We start from the raw sequence: 23636 nt of genomic DNA, 5'->3' as shown, positions 1-23636 counted from the left end.
GTCAAGGGGGGCAGGGGGCAGTTCGAACAGCGGCGGGCGCCTATTTTTTGGCTCGAGCAACGACGGCTGCACGATCCCCGGTTTTGGATTTGCCCTTGGCTTTACCGCGGTAACTCAGGGTGAGATCGACGATTTTGCCCCGCTTCATCACGTAGACCGGGGTACCTGTCTCCAGACCGATCTGAAGCGCCCGACGTGCCGCCCGACGCAGCGCTTTTATGGAGGAAAGGATATCCGGATCCTTCGAACCGATAATCCTGCTGGCCATCAGTTGTCTCCCGCTTCGATAATGATGGGTTCCGCCCCGGCATTATCAATCCAAATCCAGCTGTTCACCAGCCTTTGGTAGGTCTCCCGAAAATTGCGTAGTCCCGCGCCGAACCTTGCACTCATGCCCGTCTTTCTCCCGCCGCTATCTGCATAGTAGAGCAAATCGGCGGGCCGATAGGAATAAACGGTGCCGGGCACCTGTTTTTCACTCAAGTGACGAAGCAACTCGGCGCCGATATCCGTTTTCCGGCTGTGCTTCATATATGAATAGCAACCAGTGGAGCCGGGAAAAATACGAGCAGGAGGTTTCCTTTCTCGAAAGCAAAGGGTTCATCAAAAGAACGGGTGAAGAGATTCGGATCACCTGCATGGTTGTCAGCAATGAAGACGGAAAGGGTCTACATCAATACGCCGAACCGAAGTAAGGCACTGAGAATAAGAGGTTTACCTTCCGGAAATGCAGGGGTACCGATCGCTCAGGGCCAGAAGGTCCGAATCCGCGGTGAACAGCGTGGCCCCGGTGGAAACGGCCAGGTGGAGATAAGCGGCGTCGTAGGCGGAAAGATTATGCGCGAGCGTGAACTGGAGCAGCCCCGCGATCCCCTGCTTGTCGGGATCCCAGGTTTCCAGCGGCAACTCCCGGAGGAGAAAGAGCGCGGTGGCGGCATCCCGGGGGCGCAGTCTCCCGCGGCGCTGCGCCGATTTGATGACGTTGACGTTTTCGTACCACCAGAGCGAGGGGACGAGGGCATGAAAGGTCCCATCGGCAATGCGCGCCAGAACGTTTTCAGCGCGGGGGGAGGCTTCGTCCCTGAGGTACCACGAAGCGGAGATGGAGCAGTCCACCACCACCGTCTCCTCCCTCATCGCTTTCTCCCTTCCGAAATGAGCTCTTTGACCGGGGTGGCGTCGCTTCCGCCGCGGGCGCGGAGCCGGCGAAAACGCTCCACGATCGATTCCGATGCCGCCCGGTTCCCTTCGCGGTAGGGAACCAGGGTAGCCACCTTCCTCCGGTTGCGTTCGATGACAAACACCTCCCGGTCGACTTCCACCTCCCTCAGCAGCCGGCTGAGGTTCGTTTTGGCGTCAAAAGCCCCTATGGTCTTCACGGCCGCTTCCCTCCCGCAAAGTATCAACTAGTCTAACAACCAGTCTTATTATACCCCATTTGTGGGCACAGGGGAAACCGCCCCTTCGTGGTACACTTCCGGCGGACGTGAATATCCGTCAAAAAGAGCAGGGAGCGTTCCGGATGACAAATTCAAACGAACAGGGATGGAGAGCCATGGCGCATAACCACCGGTGGCTGGCGGCCGCTTCACTGGGACTCGGGCTGTTGTTGGTTACGGGCTACGCGGCCTACAAGGGGCATGCGGACGACCGCGACGTCGAAGCGGTGCTGGCGGCCTACCCGCAGCTCAAGGGGGGCGCGTCCGATTCGTGCGCCCCCTGCCACCGGAGCGGGCGGGTCGAGGAAGGCTCCGGGAGCCGGGTCGAGAACCACTGCGGCTATTGCCACGCGGTCCACGTCCGGGGGGGCCGTCCGGCCGTGGCCACCCTCACCCGGTTCGGCGCCGAGTACCTGGCCGCCGGCCGCGGCGTCGCCGCCCTGCGGAAGATCGCCGGGGGGGACGCCGACGGCGACGGCGTCTCGAACGAGGCGGAACTGCTGGCCGGCACCCTCCCGGGGGAGGCTTCGAGCCGCCCCGGGGCCGCCCTCGCCCCCCACCGGGTCTACTCCGGGCGGGAACTCCGCGCCCTCTCCCCCGTCGTCGGCCACACCGTGTTTCTCAACACCTCCCACAACCGCCAGGGGGACTTCTACAACCAGTACCGGGGCAACTCCGTGTACGCGCTCCTCGAGGCGATCGGGCTCGCGCCCGGGGCGGAGAGCGTCGATTTCATCTCGGTCGACGGGTTCGAGGGGACGTTCACCCTCGAGGAGCTCCGGCGCGAGTGGGCGCAGGCCAGGCCGGTGCCGGGGCTCGACAAGAAAGCGCTGGGCGCCTGCGGCTGGGTCAATTACAACGCTGCGGGCCTCGACCCCGGCCGGGCGCTCCCTTCGATGAAGGTCATGCTCGCCTTCGAGGAGAACGGCCGGAAGATCGAGCCGGCGCACCTGGACCCCGCGAGCGGCCGCATCGTCGGCACCGGCCCGCTGCGCCTGGTCGTTCCCCAGTTCGTCCCCTCGCCCCCCGACCTGCCGAAAAACGCCGGCGCCGAATGTCAAAAGAGCGTGGCCCCCGAGTACGCCTTCAACGAGGAGTACGACCATAACGGCGGCCGGAGCTCTTTTTCGATCATCGCCGTCCGCGTCCGCCCCCTGCCGGAGGGGACGCGCGACTTCGAGTGGGAGAAGGAGCGCGACGCCCTCCTGGCCGGCGAAAAGATCGTTTTCTTCGGCGCCCTCCAATAAAAAACGGGGACGGACCAGGGCAAATAACTGAAAAAACAGAGGATCTTCTTCCGGTGCGGTCGCGCCTCCATTGACAGAACGTCCATAATAGTGTACCTTCTATTTATTAAGGACTATTATAATGGACGATAAAGGCGACAGGCGATCATTTTCGGGGGCACCGATACCGGTGAGGCGTGCCCTCCGCAAGCTGGGGCACGATGTCCGTGACGCCCGGCGGCGGCGCCGCATCCCCGTCGCGGTCATGGCGGAGCGTGCGTCCATCAGCCGCACGACCCTGAACAAAGTGGAGAAGGGGGATCCCGGCGTCTCGCTGGGCACCTGGGCCACCGTTCTTTTCGCCCTGGGAATGGTCGACCGGCTTGCCGATGTCGCCGACCCCCGGCACGATGCCGTCGGACGGGAACTTGAAGAGGAGCGTCTCCCTCTGCGCATCCGGCCTTCGCGTCGGCGGAATCCCGGCAAGCCAAAAGACGGGGGTATCCGTTGATGGACAGAGAAGTGCTGGTCTTCGTGGACCTGCAAGGCATTCCTCACCTGGTGGGGCGCCTGTGGGCGCGCATGCGCAAGGACAGGGAGAGCGCCACCTTTGAATACGACAAGAGCTGGCTCACTCATTCCGATCGCTTTTCCCTCGAGCCTGCCCTGACCCTCGGGCCGGGACCGTTTCACACACCATCCGATAAAGCGCTTTTCGGATCCATCGGCGACTCCGCCCCTGATCGATGGGGACGCGTCCTGATGCGACGCGCCGAGCGAAGGCGCGCCGAGCTTCAGGGAGAGACGCCGCGCACCCTCGGGGAAATCGACTATCTCCTCATGGTGGACGATGAAGCGCGCCAGGGAGCATTGCGTTTCGCCGACCGGGAAGGGGGGCCGTTTCTGGCCGGGCAGGGACAGAGGAGGATTCCGCCACTATGGGAGCTGCCGCGACTTCTATCCGCGGCGGAGCATGTTTCGAGCGACACGGACAGTGATGAGGATTTGCGGCTGCTCCTCGCGCCCGGCTCATCGCTCGGCGGCGCCCGGCCCAAAGCCTCGGTCCGGGACCGCGACGGCCATCTCGCCATTGCCAAGTTTCCGGACAAGGGAGACGAGGTGAATACGGTCCTGTGGGAGGCTGTGGCCCTGACGCTGGCCGCGAAGGCAGGCATCCCGGTTCCGACCTGGCGTCTTGAAACCGTGGCCGACAGGCCCGTTCTTTTACTGCGCCGTTTCGACCGGGAGCAGGAAACGCGCCTGCCGTTTTTATCCGCGATGAGCATGCTCGACGCCAAAGACAACGAGGCGCGGAGTTACCTGGAATTCGTCGATGTTCTCCGTCAGCATGGCGCGGAACCGAAGGAAGACATGCACGCGCTCTGGCGGAGGATTGTGTTCAACGTCCTGATTTCGAATACGGACGACCATCTGCGCAACCACGGCTTTCTATGGGCCGGTTCCTCCGGTTGGCGGCTGTCGCCGGCATACGACCTCAATCCCGTGCCCACCGACATTAAACGGCGCATTCTGACCACCGCTATCGATCTCTACGACGGCACCGCGTCACTGAAGCTGGCGCTCCAGGTCTCCGGCTATTTCGAACTATGCGAGGACGAAGCCCATGCGATCGCGAAGCAGGTGGGGCGGGCGGTTTCCTCATGGCGTCGGGAGGCGAGGAAGCTCGGCCTTACACCGGCTGAGATCGACCGCATGTCGTCCGCGTTCGAACATGAAGATCTGAAGGCCGCATCAGGATAAAAAAACGGGGACGGACCAGGGCAAAGAGCTGATCCCGCATCTGGTATCATGGAGTGACAGGAGCATGAAGGAGGAGGGCGTCATGCAACAGAAAATCACTCCGAATTTGTGGTTCGATGGCAATGCCCAGGAAGCGGCCGGTTTTTACGCGTCGGCGTTTCCGGAGGGCAAGGTGGGTTCCACTATTTATTACCCGAAAAGCGCCGAGGAGGGGTTGGCGGCGTTTCAGCTCGGGCTGGCCGGCAAGGTGCTGACCGTCGACTTCGAAGTCGGGGGGTTTCGGTTTGTGGCCATCAACGCCGGGCCGGAGTTTGCATTCAACCCATCGATTTCGTTCATGCTGAATTTCGACCCGTCGCGTGACGGGCGGGCGGGCGAGCACCTCGAGGAGCTGTGGAACAGACTCATCGACGGCGGCGAGGCCCTCATGCCGTTGGGGGCCTATCCCTTCAGCAAACGCTATGGCTGGGTCAAGGACCGCTACGGGCTGACGTGGCAGCTGATTTTGACCGACCCCGCCGGCGAGCCGCGTCCCTTCGTCATACCGTCGCTGATGTTCTCAGGCGAAAACAACAACCGCGCAGAGGAAGCGATCCATCATTATCTGTCCGTATTCGAAGACGCCAGGTTGGGCACGCTCGCCCGTTATGCGGACGATACCGGTCCGGCCAGGTCAGGGTCGCTGATGTTCGCCGACTTCACGTTGGCAGGCCAATGGTTCGCGGCGATGGACAGCGGGGTCGAGCATGACTTCAACTTCAACGAAGCGATTTCCCTGTCGATCGCGTGTCAGGATCAGGCCGAGATCGATTACTTCTGGGAAAAACTCTCGGCGGTACCGGGGGCGGAGCAGTGCGGCTGGAGCAAAGACAGATTCGGTGTCAGCTGGCAGGTGGTCCCGGCGAACATGGAAGAACTGATGAACAAACCGCACGCGTTCGCCAACATGATGCAAATGCGTAAGATTGAAATCGCGAAATTTTAGGCCAAAAGGTCCGCTCAACCCAACGGCTCTTGTTAAGCGCGCGGTTTTTGGAATCATGGAAATATGATATAAGACTTGTCATATTCCTTCGGGAGGAGCCATGCCTGACCAGAGATGCCGGTGCGCCGTCCTTTGCCTGCTTTTCACCCTGGCCGCAGGAGTCTTCCTCCCCGCGGCCGGGGCCGCGGAGCCCCCGCTCCTCGTCAAAATCGGGGACGTGGAGCGGCTGATCCGGGACGTGGAGGCCCTGACCCCGGCCGATTCGCCCGTCCGGGCCCAGGTGGGGATGCTGCGCGCCCTCGTCGGGGGGACCGGGTGGCTCGACCCCGCGCGCCCGGTGGTGGCCGGGGTGCTCGAAGGGGGGCCGAGCCCCGCGCTGGTGGCGCTGGTCCCGTACGCCGCCCCCAACCCGCAGTTCCAGGCGGCCTTCGGCGCCGCCGCGCGGGAAGGGTACTACCTTCTCTCCTTCCCGCCCAGGCCGGGGGCGCCCCAGGCCGTGGACCCGGCCCTCGAGCAGGCGCTCGTGCGGGCCTCGGCCGTCCGGCCGCCGGCCAACCTGGTGCTCGAGATTCCCGCCGCCCTCATGGCGGCCCGGATGAAGCCCCAGCTCGACGCGGCGCTCGCGAAGATCGGGGAAGCGGAGCCGGCTCCTCGGGCGCCCGGGGCCGCCGCGATCCCCCCCGAGGAGATCCGGGCCATGATGGGCGACATGCTGGGCCTCCTCGGGCAGGCGGAGACGCTGCGCCTGGGGATGGAGGTGGAGGGGGAGGCCCTGTCGCTGGTCCTGGACGTCGAGGCGGGCCGGGACACGGCGCTCGGGCGCCTCTTCGTCGACCCCGGCGGGGAGATGCGGTTGGGCGAGGTGGCCGCCGACATGCCGCTGCGCTTCCGCTCGCGCGCCCCGGAGATGTCGGGGATGATGGAACTGGCCGAGCTGGTTTACGGGCGCCTCTACCGCCGGCTCGGCTTCGATCCGGGGGAACTCTCGGCGCTGGCCGAAGCGTTCACCGGCGAAATGTCCGGCGGGATGCGGATCGACCGGGAGGGGATCGCGATGAGGGGGATCTACGTCCTGCGCCCGGGGGTCGACGGCGACGCGTATATCGACAAAACCTATCTCCCCTTCCTGGACCGCTACGCCGGGCGGGTGGCGGCGCTGGCCGCGGCAGAGGATCAGGCGCCGGCGGGAGCGCTTTACGAGCGGACGGCCGATAGCACCGTGGCCGGGCTGCGGGTCGTGGGGCTGCGGATGAACCCCGGGGCGCTCCCCGGGACCGGGGCGGGGGACAACCCGCTCGAAAAGGTCCCTCTCGAGATGAGGATGGCGGCCTCGGGCGACCTCCTCCTCTTCGCCTCGAGCGACGCCGGGATCGCCGACCTGGCGGCGCGCACGGCCGCCTTGGCGCCCGTGCCCGCCGCGGGCCCCACCTCCCTGATGGAGATCGACCTCGGCGCGCTTTTCGCCGGGATCCGGACGCTGGCGCCCCCGGGTGCCGGCGCCGGGGCGCTCCCCCCGCTGTCGGGGAAGATGACGGTGGAGGTCGACATGAGGGACGGCGGGATGCACAGCCGCACCCGCTTCGATATCGGGCCGCTCACCCGCATGATGGAGGCGGCGAAGGCGCAGAAGAAGACTCCCTGATTCCCGGCGTCGGAATGCGGATGCCCTCTATTTTTTGCTTTCCAGGATGACCGACATCCGGCAGGCGTCGCAGTCGAAGCGCAGAAGGTAGGTGTGGCCGCTGTCCCTGATCCGGAGCGGCTCATCGAGGAGGCGCGCGCCGCCGCAGCGGGGGCAGGCGTCGAGCTCGCGGCGGAGGCAGTAGCGCGACGTCATCACCGCCCGCCCCACCGGGTCGGCCAGCGTCTCGAAAGCGCCCTCGACCACCTCGGCGCCGTGGCGCTCGTAGAAGCGGCGCGCGTGGCGGTTGAGGACGTTCGAGTGGTAGTCGAGGCGCGGCTCGGGGAAGGGGGCGTCGTTGGGGACGAGCGGCGCCTCCGCGCGGGGGTACGTTTCGGCCCGGACCCGCCCGAGCGCCTCGAGCGCGTCGCGCTTGAGCCGGTTGAGGAAGCTCAGGGGGTAGAAGCCGACCGGGCCGGGGACGCGGATCTCCGTGGCGACGAAGGGGGTGTTGCCGGTGGCCGCGAGCCGCGTCCGCACCTGCTCGAGCGATTTCTCCGGGTCGAGCGGGGGTTCGAAGGGGAGGGGGGCCTCCGCCGCGGCCTCGTGCCCGTCCTCGTCCCGGACGGCGAGGCGGACGGCGTCGCCGTCATGCGCGAAATCCATCTCCACCCCGATCCGGCGCCGCCCGGAGCTCTTCCTGAGGAGCCGGTTGAAGGCGATGTCGAGGTTGCGGAAGAGGCGGGCGCCCGGGCGCACCCCCTCCATGGCGGAGGGGTAGACGCGCTCCCCCTCCACCCGCTCCACCCGGAAGCCGGCGAGGGTGCGGGCGCGGGTGAAAAAGCAGAGGCCGTCCCCGTTCTGCAGGCGCGCCCCGTCGGTCTCGAACCAGCCGTCGCCCAGGCGCGTGACGGCGCCGACCGGCTCCCCGATCGATTTCTGCGTGTCGAGCGAGGCGACCTTCGGCCCGCCGCCATGGAGGAAAAAGCGGGTGTAGCCGCGGTTGAACGTTTTCCGCGGGTCGGGGGTGAAGCGGAGGTCGCACCGGCCGGAGGAGGCGCGGCGGTAGCCCTCCGTGCGGGCGATGAAGGCGTCGAGCGCGCGGCTGTAGGCGGCGGTGACGTTCTTGACGTACTCGATCTCCTTGTAGCGCCCCTCGATCTTGAAGGAGGCGACCCCCGCCCCGACCAGGGCGGGGAGGTCCTCGATCAGGCAGAGGTCCCTGAGGGAGAGGAGGTGGCGGTCGGACTCGATCACGCGCCCGCGGCCGTCGAGCAGGGTGTAGCGGCCGCGGCAGGGCTGGGCGCAGACCCCGCGGTTGCCGCTGCGGGCGGCCACCGCCTGGCTCATGTAGCACCGGCCGCTGTAACTGACGCAGAGGGCGCCGTGGACGAAGGACTCGAGCTCGACGCCCGTGGCGCGGCGGATGGCCGCGATCTCCTCGAGCGCCAGCTCGCGCGCCAGGATGACGCGGCGGAACCCGACCTTCTCGAGAAACGCGATCCGCTCCGGCGTGTGGTTGTGCATCTGGGTGCTGGCGATCAGGGGGATGGGGGGGAGGTCGAGCTCGAGCAGGCCGACGTCCTGGAGGATCAGCCCGTCCGCCCCGAGCGCGTGGATCTCCCGGCAGAGCCCCAGGGCTTCGGGGAGTTCCCCGTCGGTGAGGATGGTGTTGAGCGCCACGTAGACCCGGGCGCGGAAGAAATGGGCGTGCCGCACCAGGCGCTCGATCCCCGCGAGGTCGGCCCCGGCCGCGGCGCGGGCGCCGAAGCGCGGGGCGCCGATATAGACGGCGTCGGCGCCGTGGTCGATGGCGGCGATGCCGATCTCGGGGGTCCCGGCGGGGGCGAGCAGTTCCAGCGGCTTCATGGTCGTCTCCCCGCGGTCAGCGTTTTTCCAGGATCACCGTGGCGGCCGCCCAGCCGTCCGCGTGGGTGAGGCTGAGGTGGACGGCCGAGGCCCCCAGGGAGGCGGCGATCGCCGCGGCCTCGCCGTGAAGGAGCAGGAGGGGGGCGGCGGGCCGGCGGCGCACCACCTCGGCGTCCCGCCAGGAGACCCCTTTCCCCCAGCCGGTCCCCAGCGCCTTCATGAGCGCCTCCTTGGCGGCGAAGCGCGCGGCGAAATGGGGGACCGGGTCGCGGTGGCCGAGGCAGTACTCCCGCTCGGAGGGGGTGAACACCCGCGCGGTGAAACGCTCCCCCGGCCGCCCGAGGATCCTGCGCAGGCGGGGGATGTCGACGATATCGATTCCGGTCCCCACGATCATGCTCGGCTCCGAGAAGCGGGTTGACAGCGGGCGGCGCGCCGCCCCACTATTTCAGGCGATGCCCCACGACGCTTTCCTCCTCCGGTACGCCCGGGGAATACCTTATTACAGCTGCCGGGAGTTTGAAAGAGTCCCGGGGGTGCGCCACGCCTTTTTCACCCGCGCCGGCGCGGCCGCTTCCCCTCTGCTGACCCTGCGCCAGGTGCACTCGAGCCGGGTGTGCGTCGTGCGGGAACCGCCCGGCGCGTGGGACCCCCCCGAGGGGGACGCCCTGGCCGCCGCCTTCCCCGGCGCCGCGCTGGGGGTGAGAACGGCCGACTGCTTCCCCGTCCTGGTCGCCGACCCGGTCGCGGGCGCCGTGGCCGCGGTCCACTCCGGCTGGCGGGGCACCCTCGCGGGCGTCCTCGCCGAGACCTTCCGCGCGCTGGTCCGGGAATTCGGCAGCCGGCCGGGGGACCTCCATGTCGCCGTCGGCCCCGGGATCCGCGCCTGCTGCTTCGAGGTCGGGCCCGAGGTGGCGGCCGCCTTCGCCGCGGGCTGCCCCGGGGCGGCGCGCCCCGCGCCCGGCCGGCCGGGAAAGTTCCTCCTCGACCTCCCCCGGGTGCTCGACGCGCAGATGGAGGAGGCCGGGGTGGCGCGGGCGCGCCGGTACGACTCGGGCCTCTGCACGGCGTGCCGCCCCCGGGAGTTCTTCTCCTACCGCCGGGAGGGGGCGGCCGCCGGGCGCATGATGTCCGTCATCGCCCTGGGGTGACCCCCGCCTGCCCGCGCGCCTTTCCCGCCAGCATGCCGCAGGCGGCGGCGATGTCCTCCCCCCGGGCGCGGCGCACGCTCGCGGTGACGCGGGCGGCGGAGAGGACCTGCTGAAATTCCAGCACCCGCTCCCCGGCGGGCGGGGCGAGCCCGATCGACGGGTCGGGGTTGAGCGGGATCAGGTTGACCTTGTGGCGCAGCCCGCGGAGCAGGCGCGCGAGCGCCCGGGCGTCGGCGGGGGAGTCGTTCACCCCGCCCACGAGCACGTATTCGAAGGTGATCCGGCGCCGCTCGGCCAGGGGGAAACGGCGGCAGGCGTCCAGGAGCGCGGCGATGTTCCAGGTCCGGTTGATGGGCATGAGCCAGTCCCGGACCTCGTCGGTCGCCGCGTTCAGGGAGACGGCCAGGTTGGGCCGGACCGGTTCCCGGGCGAGCCGCTCGATCCCCGGGACCACGCCCGCCGTGGAGAGGGTGACGCGGCGCGGGGAGACGGCCATCCCCTCCGGGTCGGTCATCAGCCGCACGGCGGCCATGACGTTGTCGTAGTTGAGGAGCGGTTCCCCCATTCCCATGATCACGATGTTGAGGCGCCGGGAGGCCGTGCCGCGGTCGGCCGCGAGGGTGAGCACCTGGCCGGCGATCTCCCCCGGGGTAAGGTTGCGCAGGAGCGGCCGGCGGCCGGTGACGCAGAAGAGGCAGCCGAGGGCGCACCCCACCTGGGTCGAGATGCAGAGGGTGTCCCGCTTCTCCTCGGGGATGAAGACCGACTCGACGCAGGCCCCCGGGGAGACCTCGAACAGGTAGCGGCGCGTGCCGTCCCGGCTAGCGGCCGTCTCCGCGAGCGGCGGCCAGGCGATGGAACATTCCGCCGCGAGGCGCGCGCGCAGCGTTTTCGGCAGGTCGGGGAAGGCGTCCCACGAGCGCCGCAGGCGGCGGTAGACCCCGGCGTAGATCTGCCGCGCCCGGTAGCGCGGCTCCCCCAGGCCCGCCGCCACCGCCTCCATCTCCCCGAGGTCCATCCCCACCACGTTCCTGGTTTTCATATCCGTTTCCAAAATACCATGTTTGGCGCCCCCTCTTCGAGTGCCGGGGCGCCGTTTGAGGCTGGCCGCCGCTCCGCCGTTGTGGTAAGTAATACGGTCATGCGGATGGACGTCCGGAAAAAGGTGCTCCCCAACGGTCTCGTCGTGGTTTCCGAGGCCATGCCCCAGCTCCGCTCGGTGTCGCTGGGGGTCTGGGTCCGGTGCGGCTCCCGGGCCGAAAGGGCCCATCACGCGGGGATCTCCCATTTCATCGAGCATCTCCTTTTCAAGGGGACGCGCACCCGCTCGGCCGCCGCCATCGCCGCCGCGATCGATTCGGTGGGGGGCGAGCTCAACGCCTTCACCGAAAAGGAGTACGTCGGCTACTACGCCCGGGTGATGGACAGGCACCTGCCGCTGGCGTTCGACCTCCTGTCCGACATCGTCCTCCACCCGACCTTCCCCGCGCGGGAGATCGAGCGGGAGCGCAACGTGATCTTCGAGGAGATCAACATGGTCGAGGACTCCCCCCAGGAGCTGGTCCTCGACATGCACCTGGAGCATTTCTGGAAGGGGCACCCCCTCGGCCGGCCCATATCGGGCACCAAGGAAACGGTGGCGGCGATCTCGCGCGCCGACGTCCGCAGGTTCTTCCGGGAGCACTACACGGCCGGCAACATCCTCGTCGCGGTCGCGGGGAACGTCAACCACCGGGAGGTCCAGGCCCTGGCGGAGCGCCATTTCTCCGCCCTGGCCCCGGGCGCCGCGGCCGACGCGGGGGCGCCCCCCGAAGCCTGCCCGGGGCGGAGGGTGCGCCGCAAGCGGCACCTGGAGCAGACGCACCTCTGCCTGGGGACGGTGTCCCCCCCCGTCGTTTCCGGGGAGCGGTACGCCGCCTACCTCCTCTCGAGCGTCCTCGGGGGGGGGATGAGCTCCCGCCTGTTCCAGAACATCCGCGAAAAGCGGGGGCTGGTCTATTCCATTTACTCGATGCTGAACCTCTACCGGGACACCGGCTCGCTCGTGGTCTACGCCGGGTGCGCCCCCGCCCGGGCGGCGGAGGTGGTGGAGCTGACGCTCCGGGAGCTGCGCCGGCTGAGGGAGCGGCCGGTGGCGCACGGGGAGCTCGAGCGCGCCCGGGAGTGCCTGAAGGGTTCGATCATGCTGGGGCTGGAGAGTTCCGGCAACCGGATGACGCACCTGGCCCAGCAGATGATGTATCACGGGAAGTGCCAGGAACCGGAGGAGATCCTGAAAGCGGTCGACCGGGTCACGGCGCGGGAGATCCGCGCCCTGGCCGGCCGCGTGTTCGATCCCCCCTCCCTCGCCCTGACCGCCCTCGGCAGCGGGGCCGGCGCGGACTTCGGGGCTGCGCCCGCGGGTGCGTGACCGATGGGGCTCTGTTTCACGGTGCTGGGAAGCGGCAGTTCGGGCAACGCCACCCTGGTGAGCGACGGGGAGACCCATATCCTGGTCGATGTCGGGCTGAGCGGGCGGGAAACCGCGCGCAGGCTGCGTGAAATCGGGCTGGAACCGGAGAGGGTGTCGGCCATCGTGATCTCCCACGAGCACGGCGACCACTGCCGGGGGGTCGGCCCCTTCGCCAAGGGCCTCGACATCCCCGTCTTCATGACGGAGGAGGCGTTCGGCGGTTCGGGCCTGCGGCTCGACGAACGCAGGCTCCGGTCGATCCGCCCGGGCGAAGGTTTCCAGATCGGGGGGATCGGCGTCACCGGCTTTTCGGTCCCCCACGACGCGACCGACCCGCTCGGCTTCGTCCTGGAGAAGGACGGGGTGAGGATCTCGATCGCGCTCGACCTGGGGTTTCTTTCGAACCTCGTCCTGGAGCGGCTGCGCGGCTCCGACGCCATCGTGCTCGAGTCGAACCACGACGAGCGGCTGCTCAAGGTGGGGCCCTACCCCTGGGCGCTGAAGCAGCGGGTGATGAGCCGGCGCGGCCACCTTTCCAACGATTCGGTGGCGCACTACCTGGCGCACGATTTCGACGGCCGGGCGGCGGTGGTGGTGCTGGCCCACCTCAGCAAACAGAACAACCTTCCCGAACTGGCGCTGCTGTCGGCCCGGAGGGCCCTGGAGGAGCGCGCCGGGCCGCAGGCGCCGCAGACCCGGATCGAACTGGCCCACCCGGACAGGATCGGCCCGACGTTCCGATACTGAAGAAGCTGGAGGAGAGAACCATGATCGATCGTTATATGCCCGGGGACCTGGCCGAGATCTGGTCGGAGGAGAACATGTTCCGGACCTGGCTCCTGGTGGAGCTGGAGACCTGCCGCGTGCTGGCCGAAAAGGGGTGGATCCCGCGCGAGGCGATGGACGTCATCGAGCGGAAGGCGGCGTTCTCCGTCCCCCGGATCAGGGAGATCGAATCGGTCACGCACCACGACCTGATCGCGTTCACCACCAGCGTGGCCGAGCACGTGGGGCCCGAATCCCGCTACATCCACTGGGGCCTGACCTCCACCGACGTGGTCGACACCGCCCGCGCGGTGCAGCTCCTGCAGGCGAGCGCCAGGATCCTCGAGGCGATGGATGCGCTCGCGGACGCCATCCGCGCCCGCGCCCTGGAGCACCGGCGGACCCTCATGATGGGACGCACGCACGGGGTGCACGCCGAAATCACCACCTTCGGGCTCAAGCTGGCGGTCTGGTACGACGAGATGCGGCGCAACCGGGAGCGGATGCGGCGGGCGGCCGAGACGATGGCCGTCGGCAAGCTGTCGGGGGCGGTGGGGACCTTCGCGCACCTCGACCCGGACGTGGAGGCGCGGGTGTGCGAGCGGCTGGGGCTCGTGCCCGCGCCCGTGTCCACCCAGACGCTGCAGCGGGACCGCCACGCGGAGTACGTCTCGGCGATCGCCATCGCCGGGAGCTCCCTCGACAAGTTCGCCACCGAGATCCGCCACCTGCAGAGGACCGAGGTGCGGGAGGCGGAGGAGCCTTTCGCCTCCGGGCAGAAGGGGTCCTCGGCGATGCCGCACAAGCGGAACCCGGTCAAGTGCGAGCAGGTCTCGGGGCTCTCCCGCCTGCTGCGGGGGTACTCGGTCACGGCGCTCGAGAACGTCGCGCTCTGGCACGAGCGGGACATCTCCCACTCCTCCGCCGAACGCGTGATCCTCCCCGACGCCACCTCGGTGCTCTGCTACATGCTCCGGGCGATGACGCGCATCGTGTCGGGGCTGGTGGTCCACCCCGACCGCATGCTCAAAAACATCGGGCTGACGCGCGGGCTGGCCTATTCCGGGCAGCTGCTCCTCGACCTGACCCGCAAGGGGGTGCTGCGGGAGGAGGCCTACCGCTGGGTCCAGCGCTGCGCCATGAAGGTATGGGACGAGGACCGGGACTTTTTCGAGGTCCTCGCCGGGGACCCCGACATCACCCGGGTCCTCGACGCGGAGGAGGTGCGCGCGGTCGTCAACCCCGACCTGCAGCTGCGCAACGTCGACGCCGTCTTCGCCCGGGTCTTCGACGGGGCCGAACAGGGCCGCTGACAGGCGCCCGCTCACTTTGATATAATCCGGAAATTATCGGCCGGGCCACGCACGCGGGAGAACCAGATGACGACACTGATCAAGAACGGAACCATCATCACGGCCACCGACACCTACCGGGCCGACATCCTGGTCAAGAACGGCAGGGTGTGCGAAATCGGGGGGGAGATATCCAAGATCGCCAACGAGATCATCGACGCGACGGGCAAGTGGGTGCTGCCGGGGGCCGTCGACGCGCACACGCACCTCGACGTCGAGTGCGACGGCATGACGACGGTCGACGATTTCGAGAGCGCGACCGCGGCGGGCGCCGCCGGGGGGACCACCACCGTGATCGATTACGCGGAACAGGTCCCCGGGGGGACCCTGGCCGGGGCCCTGGAGACATGGAAGGAGAAGGCGGCCGGGCGTTCGGTGGTGGACTACGCCTTTCACATCGCGCTCAGCGAGGTGACCCCGGGGATCCTCGAGGAAATCCCCGCCATGGTCGCCGCCGGCGTCACCAGCTTTCACGCCCGGCTCGACGGGTGGGGCGAACGGTACATCCACGACGGCCGGCTGCTGGAACTGCTCGAGTGCGCCCGCGGCGCCGGGGCGATCGTCTGCCTGCACGCCGAGAACGGGGAGATCATCCGGACCTACCTGGGCCGGCTGGCGTCGGAGGGGAAGACGTCGGCCCGGTACCTTCCCGAGGCCCGGCCGCCGGAAGTGGAGGCCCAGGCGACCGCCCGCGCCATCAGCATCGCCGAGATGGCCCGGGCCCCCATCTACCTGAGCGGCATCTCCTCCGCGCACGCGATCGAGAAGGTCAAGGCGGCCCGGGACCGCGGCCAGGTGGTCTACGCCGAGACCTCCCCCCATTTCCTGGTGCTCGCGAGCGACCGGTACGAGGAGCCGGACGGCGTGAAGTACACCTGCATCCCGCCGCTGCGCCCCTCCTGGCACGCCGACGTCCTCTGGAAGGCGATCTCGAGCGGCGACATCCACTCGGTCGGGAGCGACCACCGGGCGTTCCACTACGCGGGGCAGAAGGACCTCGGGAGGGAGGATTTCACCAGGGCCCCGCGCGGGTTCGCGGGGATCCAGGAGCGGGTGTCCCTCCTTCATTCCGCCGGCGTCGCCGCGGGGAGGATCTCGCCCAACCGCCTGGTCGACCTGGTGAGCACCTCGCCGGCCAAGATTTTCGGGCTCTTCCCGCGCAAGGGGACGCTGGCGGTGGGGAGCGACGCCGACATGATCCTCTTCGATCCCGCGGCCGAGGTCACCCTTTCGAAGGCCACGAGCCTCTCGCGCTCCGACTACACCCCTTACGAGGGGATGAACCTGCGCGGGACCCCCTGGATGGTGCTGCAGCGGGGGAAGGTGATCGCGCGGGAGAACAAGGTCCACGGGCGCGCCGGGCAGGGCGAGTTCCTCCCCGCGGCCCGTTTCAAGGTGCCGTGACGGGGCGGCCCGCCGCCGATGAGGCATCGACAACCGACAGGGAGCGGCTTTGACCAGAGAGTGTCCAGAGTGCGGTAAAGAGTACCCGGAGGAATTCTCCTTCTGCCCCGTCGACGGGAGGTCCCTGGCCGGGGGCCCGCCCGGCGGGGGTCCGCCCGGCGGGGGCCCGTCCGGCGGGGGCCCGTCCGGCGGGGGGGCGCCGAAGGGGGGGCCGCGGAGGCCGGCCCAGATCAGGGTGCGCACCCTCATGACGGGGTTTGCGGTCCTGGTCCTCCTCGGGATGGTCGCCTTCACCGCCGCCTTCCTCTACCAGTACTGGAAGCCGAAGTTCGGGGGGCTGACGGTCAAGACCACCCCCGCGGGGGCGCTGGTCTCCATCGACGGCAAGGTGAGGGGGACGTCGCCCCTCTCGATCGGGAACCTGCCGAGCGGGGGGCACCAGGTGGGGGTCCGGCTCGAGGGGTACCGGGAGCAGACCCGGCAGGTGATGGTGATCCCGTATGCGACCGAAAGCGTGCACTGGGAACTGGAGCCCGTGGTTCCCCGGCTCAGCAACGAACAGCTGGCGGAAATCGAAGCGCTCGGCCGGAAGCTGGACGGCGCCCTGAAGGACAACATCCTGCTCCCCCCGCCCGAGGACTACAACGTTCTCTATTTCGTCGACCGGATCCTCGAGATCGACCCCGCCAACAAGGACGCGGCCGACACCCGCGCCCGGCTGGCCGACACCTTCCGCCGGCGCGCCGAACTGGCCTACGCGCGGGAGGACTGGCTGGAATCGGAAAAGCAGTACAAGAACCTCCTCCTCCTTTTCCCGGAGGACGGCGCCATCGGGGAGCGCCTCGAGGAGATCGCGGCCAGGCTCGACGCGAGAGTGCAGGACCGCGAGGAGCAGATCGCCCGGTGGCGCGCCCGGGCCGAGGCGGCCATGAAGGTCGGCAGCCTCCTCCCCCCCGACCGGGACAACGCGCTCGACGCCATCCGGAGCATCCAGCGTCTCGACCCGAACAACGGCTACATCCGGGAGGCGATCGCGCACCTCAAGGAGCTGATGCAGAACCGCGGGGACGCCAAGATCGCCGCTTCCGACTGGGCCGGGGCGCGCGCCGATTTCCGGGCGATGCTCCAGTATTTCCCCGAGGACACCTACAGCCGCGCCCGCCTGGAGACGGTCGAGTCCCGGCTCGCGGAGGCGGCGCAGACCGAGCGGCAGAAGAGCGAGGAAAAGGAATCGCGCGCCAGGGTCACCGCGCTGCGCCAGTCGGCGCTCCAGTCCTTTCGCGCGGGCGCCTACGAAAAATCGATCGCGGAGTGGGGCGAATATCTCAAGTCGGAGCCGGCGAGCGACGAGGCCTACTTCTACATCGGCGCCAGCCACCAGAACCGGAAGCAGCTCGATACCGCCATCCTGAATTTCGAGAAGAGCCTCCAACTGAACCCGCGCAACGTCCTGGCGCACCTGAACCTGGGCCTGCTCTACGACTACCACCGCAACGACCTCGGGCGGGCCGAGGCGCACCTGGTCCGGGCCCGTGAACTCGGGGGGGCGGATTCGTACACCCCCGAGCGCCTCCTGTCCATGATCCAGGACCTGAGGGACCGGGACCGCGCCGCCGCCGTCATGAAGCATTCCTACCCGGTGGAGCACCGCCACGCGTTTTCGAGCTGCCGGGGGAACCTCCATTTCTCGGAGCAGGGGATGGAATACCGGACGTCGGAGACCGACCACAGCTTCTACGAGTCCTACCGCGAAATGCGCCACTTCGCGATCGAGGGGGACCAGATGTCGGTCCGGACCCGCGACAACCGGAAATACAACTTCCGTTTCCTCAACGCCGGCGATTCCGAGCGCATCCGCGCCTGGATCTCCTCCACCCGCCAGATCATCGTCGGCGGCAAGGTGGAGTGAGTCACAGCCCTTTCGTGTGGGCGGGGTCCGGCCCGGGTTCCGCGCGCGTGCCGGAACGCGGGGCGGGCGGGCGGGGACGGCCCGGGCGCCGGAACACGCCGACGATGCCGAAGAGGAGAAACCCCAGGACCGCGCCGACGGCCAGGGGGACCGGGCGCAGGGCATCGCGCACGCGGCGCAGCGCGTCCGAGGCTTCGAGCACCGGCTCGCGGTCGAAGAGCTCGATCTCCCCGCCGCCACGGTGGACCAGGCGGACCGAAAAGCGGAGCCGGGCGTCGCGGGTTCCCTGGTTGTGCAGCGTCCATGTCCAGAGGGAGCGCTCCCGCTCCCGGACCTCCCGGACCGCTTCCCCCGGCCCCGCCTCCGCCCGGAGGGCCGCGGCCCCCGGGTCGAGGCCGATGCGGACCCGGAGCGGGTCGACCAGGGAGCGGAGCACGCGCTTTTCCTCCGGCGTGGCGCGCACGTAATCGATCGACTCGGCCGTGAACGCGGCTTCCGCCTCCGCCCCCCGGCCGCGCGCGACCGCGGCGGGGATCCTCCATTCGAGGGAGCCGATGACCAGGTCGTTGACGAGCACCTCCGCCTTGCCGGTGCGGAAGCCGTCCGAGTCCTTCTCCTCCACGAGCCGCGTCCGCAGCGCCCGGACGCCCGCGGCGAAGTCGTCCAGCTTTTCCTTCTCGTTCTTGAGCTCCAGGTACCGCCGGGCGAGCGAATCCTCCTTCGAGGTCAGCGTCCGGATGGTCTTCTCCAGGTCGGCGTTACCCCGCCGGAGCTCGGTGATTTCGTCCCCGAGGCGCGCGGCGGCCGCCGCGCGGGACGCGAGCTCCTTCTCGAGCGAGGCGACCTTCCCCGTGAGCGTCTCCTTTTCCCCCTGCAGGGTGCGCAGCGCCCGGCCCAGTTCGGCGATCTGCCTGGAGAGGTCCTTGCCCGCCTCCGCCTTCAGGTTCAGCGAGCGCTGGATTTCCGCCAACTCCTTCTGGTACCCCTGGGCCGTCCCCTGGGCCGCCCGCAGTTCCTCCCCCAGGCGCGAAATCTGGGAGGAGGAGGCGCGCATCCGTTGCTCCAGCTCCGAGCTCGAGCGCTTCAGGCGGGAGGATTCCGCCTCGAGGTTCCCGACCTGCGCCTGGAGCTCGCGGTTCTCGCCCCGGGCGGCTTCCAGCTGGGCCGATATCTTCCGGAGCCGTTCCTCCAGCGAGGCGGTTTCCCGCTTCGCCTGCTGGTAGGCGGGGAGGAGCGGGGCGATCTGCTCGAGCGCCGCGTCACGGCTGATGGAGGCGGCCTCCGCCAGTTCCCGCACCGACCGTTCGAAATGGCCGGTCACGAATCGGCGCCGGGCGTCGTCGATCTCGGTGTACCGGAGCCCCTCCGTGAGGACGGCCCCGAGCGCCTGGTCGAACACCTTCCGGTTGGGGAAATCGTCCTCGAGGCCGGCGTCGAACTGGAAGGAGAGCTCGACCGTCTCGGAAGTGGTGACGGGGCTCAGGCGGAAACGGACCTGGTCCCCCGAGAAGGAGACTTCCATGACCCGCAGCTGGTCCCCCACCTTGAAGCGCGGGGTCCCGGACCCCGGCTCGACGCGATAGCCCGGGCCCGTGATGCGCACCGTCTGCCGGTCGCCGTACAGGGGGACCTTCAGCACCATCGCCTTGTTCTCGTAGCGTTCCCGGTATTCCTGCTGGACGGCGCGGGAAACCCCGGCCGCGGCGGGGAGGGCGACGCCCCCGAGCAGCAGGAGAAGGGAAAGAAACCGGAATATGTTTTTATGGCTTGGGATCATATGGGCCTCGTGCCTGTGGTTTGCGATATCATAGCACACGGCTCAAGCCGGCCGGGTGTCCGCGGCCGGTGAACGGGTGCGATTTCGCCCCATGGTTTTGGTGTCGTTCGGGCCGAAAGCGGGGTATGATGAACAGCGTCCTGGACCGGCCGCCGCGCGGGCGGCGGACCGGCCCCATCACGGACGCCGGGGTATGCCGAGTGCACATCGAATTCGGGGTGCTGAGCGATCAGGGGAGGGTGCGCGCCTCCAACGAGGACGCGTTCGTCGTCGACGGCCCGAACCGCCTTTTCCTGGTGGCCGACGGGATGGGGGGGCACGCCGCCGGCGAGGTCGCCAGCCGGATCGCGGCCTCGGTCGTGCACGACGCCATCGATGCCGCCGGCGCCGCCGGGGATGCGGGAAAGACTCTCGGCTCGGCCGTGCGGCAGGCCAACGCGCGCGTGTACGAGACGCAGCGGGCGCGCGCCGAGTACCGCGGGATGGGCACCACCCTGACGGCGCTCCTTTTCGACGGGCCCCGCTACCACGTGGCCCAGGTGGGGGACTCGCGCGCCTACCTCCTGCGGGAGGGGGTTCTCGAGCAGCTGACGCGCGACCACTCCCTGGTCTGGCCGCTGTACGAAAACGGGATCCTCTCCAAGGACGAGATCGTCCGCCACCCCCACAAGCACCTCGTCACCCGCTCGATCGGCACCCACCCCGACGTCGAGGTGGACCTCCGCTCCGCCGATTGCCGGGAAGGGGACCTCTACCTCCTCTGCTCCGACGGGCTGACCGACGTGCTCGGGGACGGGGAGATCGGGCGGATCCTCGCCGGGCCGGACGCCTCCCCGGAGGACTCCTGCCGGCGCCTGGTCCGGTCGGCCAACGAGGCGGGGGGGCCGGACAACATCACCGCCGTCGTCGTCCGCATCCTGACCGGAACGTAACCCTCCCGGGCCCCCAGCCGATAGGACGAGGACGGGCGGAATTTTCCACAGGCCGCCCCCCACCCGGTGCGTAATTCTCAAACCCTTTCGATGCAACGTTAACGGAAAGACGTCCTCAGCCCTTTCCACATCATTTCCACAGTTTTTGCACAGCGGGCGGGACCTGGCGGGGTTCGAGGCGGGCCAGGACCTGCGCGGGCGACAGGCCGCGGACCCGGACCGTCTTGTCCCTCGATTTCGTTCCCGCCGCGATGGCGATGGAGGACCGGGCGACCCCCAGGACGGAGGCCAGGAACCGGATGACGGCGTGGTTGGCGGCGTCGTCGACCGGCGGGGCGGCCACCTTCAGCTTCAGGGCGCGGTTGTGGGTCCCGGCGATTTCCGTCCGCTTCGCCCGCGGCTGGACGTGGAGGCGCACCTCCACCCCCTCCGCGGTTTCCCGGATGTCGAGCTCCCCCGTCATGCGCGCGACCCGAAGATGGCGGTGCCGACGCGGACGATGGTGGCCCCCTCCCGGATCGCCTCCGCGAAATCGTGGCTCATCCCCATCGAAAGATGCCGCCGCCCCAGGCACCCGGGCCGCTCCGATTCGAGCTCCTCCAGCAACCGGCGCAGCCGCTCGAAATAGGGGCGCGAGCGGGCGGGGTCGTCGAAGAAGGGGGGGATCGTCATCAGCCCGTCGACGCGGAGGTTGGGCCAGCCGGCGGCCGCTTCCAGGAGCGCGCGGATCTCCTCGGGGGTCGCGCCGAATTTGGTCTCCTCCCCGGCGAGGTCCGCCTGCAGCAGGACCGAAAGGGTCCGGCCGGCCTCCCCCGCGGCCTGGTCGAGGCGCGCGGCCAGCTTCAGGCCGTCCACCGAGTGGATGACGTCGAACAGCTCCGCCGCCCGGCGCGCCTTGTTCGACTGCAGGTGGCCGATCAGGTGCCATTCGAGCTTCGGATCGGGGCCGAACAGGGGGATCTTCCCCTCGGCCTCCTGGACGCGGTTTTCCCCGAATCGCGTCTGCCCCGCCCGGACCGCTTCCGCGATCGTTTCCGGGGGGAAGGTCTTGCTCACCGCCAGGAGGAGGACGTCCCCGGGCGCGCGCCCGCACTCCCGGGCCGCCCTGCCGATCTCCTCCCGGATCGATTGAAGGTTCCGCGCAATCGGGTTCATGGGCCTCCGCGCCTCGGCTGAGAATTCGGTTTGAGTTGAGGACCGGGCTTTGTTACCCTGATGCATTCTAGAAGGCTTCGGCCCCCCTGGCAAGGATTCCGATGTTCATCACCTTTGAAGGGATAGAAGGTTCCGGCAAGAGCCTGCAGATCGGGCGGGCGCACGGGCACCTCGTCCGCCGCGGCGTCCCCTGCCTGCTGACGCGGGAGCCCGGGGGGACCGAGTTCGGGCGCGCGCTGCGCCGGGTTTTGCTCAGTCCCGATGGCGGCCGGCGGGAGCCGTGGTCGGAACTCCTCCTCTACCTCGCCGACCGGCACCAGCATCTGCGCGAAGAGATCGAGCCCGCCCTCGGGCGCGGCCAGGTGGTGCTGTGCGACCGGTACCAGGACGCCACGCGCGTCTACCAGGGGGCCGCGCGCGGGATTCCCATGGACGACATCGAGCGGGTGGCCCGGCTCCTGGGCATCATCGAGCCGGACCGGACCGTCCTCTTCGACCTCGACGTGGAAACGGGGCTCGGCCGGGCGCGGGCGCGCAACGGCTCCGACCCGGCCGCGGCGGCCGAGGGGCGGTTCGAGGAGGAGGATCTTTCCTTCCACCGGAAGATCCGCCAGGGCTACCTCGAGCTGGCCCGGCGCTTTCCCGGCCGGATCGAGGTCGTGGACGCCGGCGGGAGTCCGGACGAGGTCTTCGCCCGGGTCCGGGAGCTTCTCGACCGGTGGCTGCCGTGAGCGCGCGCACCCTTCCCCCGAAGACGGCCCCCGGCTTCGACTCCTTCATCGGCAACGCGCGGGCGGTCGAAATCCTGCGGCGCGCGATCGGCCGCGACCGGTTGCCGCACGCCATGATCTTCGCCGGCCCGCCCGGGGTCGGCAAATGCACCCTGGCCCTCATGGCCGCCCGCCGCCTCAACTGCCTCTCCCCGGAAGGGGACGACGCCTGCGGCCGCTGCTCCCCCTGCGTGAGGATCGGCGCCGCCCTCCTGGCGCGGCGGCTGGAATGCGAAAAAAGGGGGGACCGTCCCTGCGGCAGCTGCCCGAGCTGCAGGATCAGGGAGATGCGCCATCCCGATCTGCACCTGGTCGGGCCGGACGAGGGGAAGACGGCGATCGGCATCAAGCGGGTCCGGGGCCTCATCGGGGAAATCGCCTTTCAGCCGATCGAGGCGCGCTACCGCGCCGTGATCCTCGACCCGGCCGACCAGATGACGGTCGAGGCCCAGAACTGCCTGCTCAAGACCCTGGAGGAGCCCCCGAGCCGCACGGTGATCCTTCTCGTGACCTCCAACCCCTACGCGCTGCTCGACACCATCCGCTCGCGCTGCCGCCTGCTCCATTTCGGGGAGATCCCTCCGGAGAGGATCGAACGGCACCTGGTCGAGGCGGAGGGCCGTCCGGCGGCCCAGGCGCGCCTGGCGGCCCTCCTCGGCGGGGGGAGCCTCGGGGCCGCCCTCGAGGTCGACACCGCCGCCTACGGCGGGATCCGGGAGCAGGCGTTCGCCTTCGTATCCCTCCTGCTGCGGAAGGGGTCCTTCCGCGAAGCCAGCGCCGCGGCGGCCCAGGCGGCCCGGGACAAGCAGTCCTTCCCGGTCTACATCGATTCGGTTTCGGCCCTGCTCGAGGATGTCTACTACGCGGGGATCGACCCGGGGCGGGTGGGGCAGCGGGACCTGCTCGACCGGATCGGCCCGCTCGCCCGGTCGGCGCGGCACCAGACCGTGGTGCGCGCCATCGAGGGGGTGCGGAGGCTCAAGCTGAACCTCAGGAGCAACGTGAACCGCCAGATCGCGCTCGAGGCCCTCTTCATCGAAATCACCCGGCGCTGATTCCGGCCGGGGT

Annotated in this window: 24 protein-coding genes; 14 read left to right on the top strand and 10 right to left on the bottom strand. The window is 69.0% G+C overall.

The window, feature by feature from the left end; all coding sequences use genetic code 11:
* Nucleotides 1-40 precede the first annotated feature (40 nt).
* The 4 genes from GXY47_05940 to GXY47_05925 all read right to left on the bottom strand — a co-directional run bounded on the left by GXY47_05940 (nucleotide 41) and on the right by GXY47_05925 (nucleotide 1379).
* The gene (locus GXY47_05940) at nucleotides 41-268 is read right to left on the bottom strand and encodes a hypothetical protein (GenBank protein NLV30681.1); all 228 of its coding nucleotides are present in this window, start codon (nucleotides 266-268) and stop codon (nucleotides 41-43) included.
* Nucleotides 268-531 carry a hypothetical protein gene (locus GXY47_05935; GenBank protein ID NLV30680.1) on the bottom strand — a complete coding sequence of 88 codons (264 nt, stop codon included), beginning with the start codon at nucleotides 529-531 and terminating at the stop codon, nucleotides 268-270. The genes GXY47_05940 and GXY47_05935 overlap by 1 nt, the downstream gene beginning before the upstream one ends.
* 183 nt (nucleotides 532-714) lie before the next feature.
* Nucleotides 715-1137 (bottom strand): type II toxin-antitoxin system VapC family toxin, encoded by a 423-nt coding sequence (locus tag GXY47_05930; protein NLV30679.1) that lies wholly within the window; start codon nucleotides 1135-1137, stop codon nucleotides 715-717.
* Complete coding sequence (locus GXY47_05925; protein NLV30678.1) at nucleotides 1134-1379, bottom strand: type II toxin-antitoxin system Phd/YefM family antitoxin; 246 nt, start codon at nucleotides 1377-1379, stop codon at nucleotides 1134-1136. Before GXY47_05925 ends, GXY47_05930 begins: the two co-directional genes overlap by 4 nt.
* 176 nt (nucleotides 1380-1555) lie before the next feature.
* Between GXY47_05925 and GXY47_05920 the strand changes: the two genes are divergently transcribed.
* The 5 genes from GXY47_05920 to GXY47_05900 all read left to right on the top strand — a co-directional run bounded on the left by GXY47_05920 (nucleotide 1556) and on the right by GXY47_05900 (nucleotide 7053).
* A complete protein-coding gene (locus GXY47_05920; GenBank protein ID NLV30677.1) occupies nucleotides 1556-2686 on the top strand; it encodes a hypothetical protein in 1131 nt (376 codons plus the stop codon).
* 121 nt (nucleotides 2687-2807) lie between these two features.
* Nucleotides 2808-3176, top strand: a complete 369-nt coding sequence (locus tag GXY47_05915; protein NLV30676.1) for a helix-turn-helix domain-containing protein — start codon at nucleotides 2808-2810, stop codon at nucleotides 3174-3176.
* Nucleotides 3176-4426 (top strand): type II toxin-antitoxin system HipA family toxin, encoded by a 1251-nt coding sequence (locus GXY47_05910; protein NLV30675.1) that lies wholly within the window; start codon nucleotides 3176-3178, stop codon nucleotides 4424-4426. Before GXY47_05915 ends, GXY47_05910 begins: the two co-directional genes overlap by 1 nt.
* 64 nt (nucleotides 4427-4490) lie before the next feature.
* Nucleotides 4491-5411: a VOC family protein gene (locus tag GXY47_05905; protein NLV30674.1), complete on the top strand. Its 921-nt coding sequence runs from the start codon at nucleotides 4491-4493 to the stop codon at nucleotides 5409-5411.
* Nucleotides 5412-5511: 100 nt separating this feature from the next.
* Entirely contained in the window at nucleotides 5512-7053 is a 1542-nt protein-coding gene (locus GXY47_05900; GenBank protein ID NLV30673.1) for a hypothetical protein, read from the top strand.
* Nucleotides 7054-7080: 27 nt separating this feature from the next.
* Here GXY47_05900 and GXY47_05895 read toward each other — a convergent pair whose 3' ends face one another.
* Nucleotides 7081-8901, bottom strand: a complete 1821-nt coding sequence (locus GXY47_05895) for a U32 family peptidase (protein NLV30672.1) — start codon at nucleotides 8899-8901, stop codon at nucleotides 7081-7083.
* A gap of 16 nt (nucleotides 8902-8917) precedes the next feature.
* Nucleotides 8918-9298 carry a holo-ACP synthase gene (locus GXY47_05890; GenBank protein ID NLV30671.1) on the bottom strand — a complete coding sequence of 127 codons (381 nt, stop codon included), beginning with the start codon at nucleotides 9296-9298 and terminating at the stop codon, nucleotides 8918-8920.
* On the opposite strand from GXY47_05890, the gene pgeF reads away from it, so the two are divergent.
* Nucleotides 9264-10052 (top strand): peptidoglycan editing factor PgeF, encoded by a 789-nt coding sequence (gene pgeF, locus GXY47_05885; protein ID NLV30670.1) that lies wholly within the window; start codon nucleotides 9264-9266, stop codon nucleotides 10050-10052. The genes GXY47_05890 and pgeF overlap by 35 nt on opposite strands.
* Here pgeF and rlmN read toward each other — a convergent pair.
* A complete protein-coding gene (gene rlmN, locus GXY47_05880) occupies nucleotides 10036-11094 on the bottom strand; it encodes a 23S rRNA (adenine(2503)-C(2))-methyltransferase RlmN (protein NLV30669.1) in 1059 nt (352 codons plus the stop codon). The genes pgeF and rlmN overlap by 17 nt on opposite strands.
* A gap of 99 nt (nucleotides 11095-11193) precedes the next feature.
* Here rlmN and GXY47_05875 point away from each other — a divergent pair, with 99 nt between their 5' ends.
* The 5 genes from GXY47_05875 (at nucleotide 11194) to GXY47_05855 (ending at nucleotide 17934) form a co-directional block, all read left to right on the top strand.
* A complete protein-coding gene (locus GXY47_05875) occupies nucleotides 11194-12462 on the top strand; it encodes an insulinase family protein (protein ID NLV30668.1) in 1269 nt (422 codons plus the stop codon).
* Nucleotides 12463-12465: 3 nt separating this feature from the next.
* Nucleotides 12466-13251 carry an MBL fold metallo-hydrolase gene (locus GXY47_05870; protein ID NLV30667.1) on the top strand — a complete coding sequence of 262 codons (786 nt, stop codon included), beginning with the start codon at nucleotides 12466-12468 and terminating at the stop codon, nucleotides 13249-13251.
* 20 nt (nucleotides 13252-13271) lie between these two features.
* On the top strand, nucleotides 13272-14582 hold the full coding sequence (locus GXY47_05865) for an adenylosuccinate lyase (protein ID NLV30666.1): 1311 nt from the start codon (nucleotides 13272-13274) through the stop codon (nucleotides 14580-14582).
* 66 nt (nucleotides 14583-14648) lie between these two features.
* A complete protein-coding gene (gene hydA, locus GXY47_05860; GenBank protein ID NLV30665.1) occupies nucleotides 14649-16025 on the top strand; it encodes a dihydropyrimidinase in 1377 nt (458 codons plus the stop codon).
* A 247-nt stretch (nucleotides 16026-16272) separates the two neighbouring features.
* Complete coding sequence (locus GXY47_05855) at nucleotides 16273-17934, top strand: PEGA domain-containing protein (protein NLV30664.1); 1662 nt, start codon at nucleotides 16273-16275, stop codon at nucleotides 17932-17934.
* 1 nt (nucleotide 17935) lies between these two features.
* Here GXY47_05855 and GXY47_05850 read toward each other — a convergent pair whose 3' ends face one another.
* Nucleotides 17936-19711 (bottom strand): hypothetical protein, encoded by a 1776-nt coding sequence (locus tag GXY47_05850; GenBank protein NLV30663.1) that lies wholly within the window; start codon nucleotides 19709-19711, stop codon nucleotides 17936-17938.
* Between the two features lie 125 nt (nucleotides 19712-19836).
* On the opposite strand from GXY47_05850, the gene GXY47_05845 reads away from it, so the two are divergent.
* Nucleotides 19837-20643 (top strand): Stp1/IreP family PP2C-type Ser/Thr phosphatase, encoded by an 807-nt coding sequence (locus GXY47_05845; protein ID NLV30662.1) that lies wholly within the window; start codon nucleotides 19837-19839, stop codon nucleotides 20641-20643.
* 130 nt (nucleotides 20644-20773) lie between these two features.
* Here the strand turns inward: GXY47_05845 and GXY47_05840 are convergent, their stop codons facing one another.
* A complete protein-coding gene (locus GXY47_05840) occupies nucleotides 20774-21106 on the bottom strand; it encodes a YggU family protein (GenBank protein NLV30661.1) in 333 nt (110 codons plus the stop codon).
* Nucleotides 21103-21798: a YggS family pyridoxal phosphate-dependent enzyme gene (locus GXY47_05835; GenBank protein NLV30660.1), complete on the bottom strand. Its 696-nt coding sequence runs from the start codon at nucleotides 21796-21798 to the stop codon at nucleotides 21103-21105. Before GXY47_05835 ends, GXY47_05840 begins: the two co-directional genes overlap by 4 nt.
* Nucleotides 21799-21899: 101 nt before the next feature.
* On the opposite strand from GXY47_05835, the gene tmk reads away from it, so the two are divergent.
* Nucleotides 21900-22529 (top strand): dTMP kinase, encoded by a 630-nt coding sequence (gene tmk / locus GXY47_05830; protein NLV30659.1) that lies wholly within the window; start codon nucleotides 21900-21902, stop codon nucleotides 22527-22529.
* Entirely contained in the window at nucleotides 22517-23623 is a 1107-nt protein-coding gene (locus GXY47_05825) for a DNA polymerase III subunit (GenBank protein ID NLV30658.1), read from the top strand. Before tmk ends, GXY47_05825 begins: the two co-directional genes overlap by 13 nt.
* Nucleotides 23624-23636: the final 13 nt, after the last annotated feature.

The sequence above is a fragment of the Acidobacteriota bacterium genome, assembly GCA_012729555.1.
GTDB lineage: Bacteria > Acidobacteriota > UBA6911 > UBA6911 > UBA6911 > UBA6911.
The sequence above is the reverse complement of the archived record's forward strand: the minus strand, read 5'-3'. Positions and strand labels throughout refer to the sequence as shown.

Excerpts from the sequence above, each read along its gene's own strand:
- GXY47_05940 (NLV30681.1), bottom strand. The coding sequence starts at position 268 with ATGGCCAGCAGGATTATCGGTTCGAAGGATCCGGATATCCTTTCCTCC.
- GXY47_05935 (NLV30680.1), bottom strand. The coding sequence starts at position 531 with ATGAAGCACAGCCGGAAAACGGATATCGGCGCCGAGTTGCTTCGTCAC.
- GXY47_05930 (NLV30679.1), bottom strand. The coding sequence starts at position 1,137 with ATGAGGGAGGAGACGGTGGTGGTGGACTGCTCCATCTCCGCTTCGTGG.
- GXY47_05920 (NLV30677.1), top strand. The coding sequence starts at position 1,556 with ATGGCGCATAACCACCGGTGGCTGGCGGCCGCTTCACTGGGACTCGGG.
- GXY47_05915 (NLV30676.1), top strand. The coding sequence starts at position 2,808 with ATGGACGATAAAGGCGACAGGCGATCATTTTCGGGGGCACCGATACCG.
- GXY47_05910 (NLV30675.1), top strand. The coding sequence starts at position 3,176 with ATGGACAGAGAAGTGCTGGTCTTCGTGGACCTGCAAGGCATTCCTCAC.
- GXY47_05905 (NLV30674.1), top strand. The coding sequence starts at position 4,491 with ATGAAGGAGGAGGGCGTCATGCAACAGAAAATCACTCCGAATTTGTGG.
- GXY47_05900 (NLV30673.1), top strand. The coding sequence starts at position 5,512 with ATGCCTGACCAGAGATGCCGGTGCGCCGTCCTTTGCCTGCTTTTCACC.
- GXY47_05895 (NLV30672.1), bottom strand. The coding sequence starts at position 8,901 with ATGAAGCCGCTGGAACTGCTCGCCCCCGCCGGGACCCCCGAGATCGGC.
- pgeF (NLV30670.1), top strand. The coding sequence starts at position 9,264 with ATGTCGACGATATCGATTCCGGTCCCCACGATCATGCTCGGCTCCGAG.
- GXY47_05890 (NLV30671.1), bottom strand. The coding sequence starts at position 9,298 with ATGATCGTGGGGACCGGAATCGATATCGTCGACATCCCCCGCCTGCGC.
- rlmN (NLV30669.1), bottom strand. The coding sequence starts at position 11,094 with ATGAAAACCAGGAACGTGGTGGGGATGGACCTCGGGGAGATGGAGGCG.
- GXY47_05875 (NLV30668.1), top strand. The coding sequence starts at position 11,194 with ATGCGGATGGACGTCCGGAAAAAGGTGCTCCCCAACGGTCTCGTCGTG.
- GXY47_05870 (NLV30667.1), top strand. The coding sequence starts at position 12,466 with ATGGGGCTCTGTTTCACGGTGCTGGGAAGCGGCAGTTCGGGCAACGCC.
- GXY47_05865 (NLV30666.1), top strand. The coding sequence starts at position 13,272 with ATGATCGATCGTTATATGCCCGGGGACCTGGCCGAGATCTGGTCGGAG.
- hydA (NLV30665.1), top strand. The coding sequence starts at position 14,649 with ATGACGACACTGATCAAGAACGGAACCATCATCACGGCCACCGACACC.
- GXY47_05855 (NLV30664.1), top strand. The coding sequence starts at position 16,273 with ATGACGGGGTTTGCGGTCCTGGTCCTCCTCGGGATGGTCGCCTTCACC.
- GXY47_05850 (NLV30663.1), bottom strand. The coding sequence starts at position 19,711 with ATGATCCCAAGCCATAAAAACATATTCCGGTTTCTTTCCCTTCTCCTG.
- GXY47_05845 (NLV30662.1), top strand. The coding sequence starts at position 19,837 with ATGATGAACAGCGTCCTGGACCGGCCGCCGCGCGGGCGGCGGACCGGC.
- GXY47_05840 (NLV30661.1), bottom strand. The coding sequence starts at position 21,106 with ATGACGGGGGAGCTCGACATCCGGGAAACCGCGGAGGGGGTGGAGGTG.
- GXY47_05835 (NLV30660.1), bottom strand. The coding sequence starts at position 21,798 with ATGAACCCGATTGCGCGGAACCTTCAATCGATCCGGGAGGAGATCGGC.
- tmk (NLV30659.1), top strand. The coding sequence starts at position 21,900 with ATGTTCATCACCTTTGAAGGGATAGAAGGTTCCGGCAAGAGCCTGCAG.